Source organism: Streptomyces sp. NPDC002276 (assembly GCF_053891435.1).
Genome location: NZ_JBSFCQ010000064.1, coordinates 1 through 2,011, shown reverse-complemented (window position 1 = coordinate 2,011; position 2,011 = coordinate 1). Strand labels below are relative to the sequence as shown.

Below are 2,011 nucleotides of genomic sequence, written 5' to 3'. Positions count from 1 at the left end.
TGTGCGAATCGCCGGACACGACAAATTCCTTGAACACGGACGTACCTTTCGCCGAACCACGTTGTTCGTTCCACAACCCACGCCTGGATGATGGAGAGCACGTACACCGGTCGGACTGGACTCCGGTAAGAGAGAAGCGACGCTCCAAAACAGAGCATCCTCGATTCCGTCGACCCTTGTTACGCAGTGGAGTTTCTCTGCCATATACGTAACAGTTGTACCGACCGGTCGTTCTAATCTAAACCCGCACTCACTCACGTCGTCAAGTGGGCGGACAGCGACACCCCCACCCATCGACTCACGTTGATCACGAATCTCAGCTCACCTGTCCACACCCTGACGGTGTGGACACCCACAAGGCCCGTGCCCGACACAGAGGTAGACGTCGCCTCCAAGCACCAGCTACACCTCACTCCACATCGCCCCCCAGCCGAGCTCGGGAGTGTCAATACAAACGCGCCCAGAGCGACCCTCGGCATTGGACAAACCGCTCAACCCGTGAGGCACCGATGGAACTCGCTGGTCAGGACCTCCACAGGGGCCAATAGAGATCGTTCCCCGCGCCGCTTCGCCGCTTCTCTCGCCCCAGGCCAGAGCCAGTCACCGATGACGGCAAGTCCCAAGAGGCCGAGGATATTCATCTATATGCCGGGTTCGTTTTCTTCGTGAACAAACAGGGCCAGCAGGGCGGCCTGGGCGGCCCTGTGCGCGACTCCACGAGACTGCCGCGTTCTCCGTCCACCCGAATCGGGACGGTCTGGATGCTCCGTTCACCCGGGCAGTTCGCCGTCCGGTGGGCCGACCGACCGTGCGCTGTCATCTGCCTCGGCCGAAAGTCCGATGCCGTCCGGTACACGTCTCGCTCAGGCTCCTCACATCTGACCAAATGGCCGAGGCGACCGTCGCATCCCTCCGCGAGAGTTGATGCAGATCAACCGACCAGAGGAGCACCGCTATGCGACACCACCACCGAGTCACCATCGCCGCCGGAATCGGGCTTGCAGCCACCATTGCTCTGCCGATCTCGTCCGCGCACGCGATCAGCGGCGGCAGAGCCGTCACGTCCGCGCCCTGGGCCGTGCAGGTCTACAACGACGGGCACTTCGCCTGTACCGGCACGATGCTCACGGACCGGTGGGTGCTCACCGCCTACCACTGCTACAACGACCACCCGGGCAAGATGTCCGTACGGGTCGGCTCGGTCCGGATCGGGCACGGGGTCAAAGCCGACGTGGCGAAGATCCGACACCTCAACACGAACGGCGTGGACGACGTGGCTCTGTTCCGGCTGGCCAAGCCGATCAAAGCGCCGCACGTCAAGCTCGCGGACACCGACCCGCGCAAGGGCGCGGTCGTCAACATCTACGGATACGGCAGCAACGACATGCATCCGAAGCCCTTGCGGGCGGCCACCAACCGCGTGACCGCGGTCAAGAACGACGACATCATCGGACGGGCCCTATTCCTCAAGAAGGTGAGCGGGACCACCGAGGGAGGAGACTCCGGCGGCCCCGCCTTCTACAAAGGCAAGCAGGTCGGCGTCCTGTTCGCACTCGGCCCGACCGAGTACAGCAGCGTCGCCTCGCATCGTGCCTGGATCAGGAGCGTCACCGGGGCCTGAACCCCTGCACACCGACCGTCTTTCGCCACAACTCCTGTGGCTCAGCAGAGAGTTTCGGCGTCGCCATCACCCCCCGCCTTCGCGACGAGCAGGATCGGTAGTCCGCTCATAGCGTCGCGGGCAACGTGCGTATGGTTCATCCCCCAGTTGCCGTCCTCGCACGACTAGGCCGTGATCCGAGAGACGTGGTGGAAGCCGTACGAGTGCTGGTCGACACGGCTGCTCTCGGCGGACGCAGTCATCGCATCCGCGGGCCAGGACCTTCGTCTGAGGGGCAGGGAGGCGGGACTCCATTCTCCCGTGACGCCCGGTGCGGCTACCTAAACCGATCAGCCGGAGTCCGCAGGCTCAGGCAGCGGTCGTCCCAGTCGAACGGCCGACGCGCCTGGC

Annotated in this window: 1 protein-coding gene; it reads left to right on the top strand. The window is 63.9% G+C overall.

Translation table 11 applies throughout. The features are described from left to right. Nucleotides 1-955: 955 nt before the first annotated feature. Nucleotides 956-1,621 (top strand): S1 family peptidase, encoded by a 666-nt coding sequence (locus tag ACWIHT_RS47195; RefSeq protein ID WP_456174827.1) that lies wholly within the window; start codon nt 956-958, stop codon nt 1,619-1,621. Nucleotides 1,622-2,011: the final 390 nt, after the last annotated feature.

Coding starts and splice junctions, on each gene's coding strand:
- ACWIHT_RS47195 (WP_456174827.1), top strand. CDS start 956: ATGCGACACCACCACCGAGTCACCATCGCCGCCGGAATCGGGCTTGCA.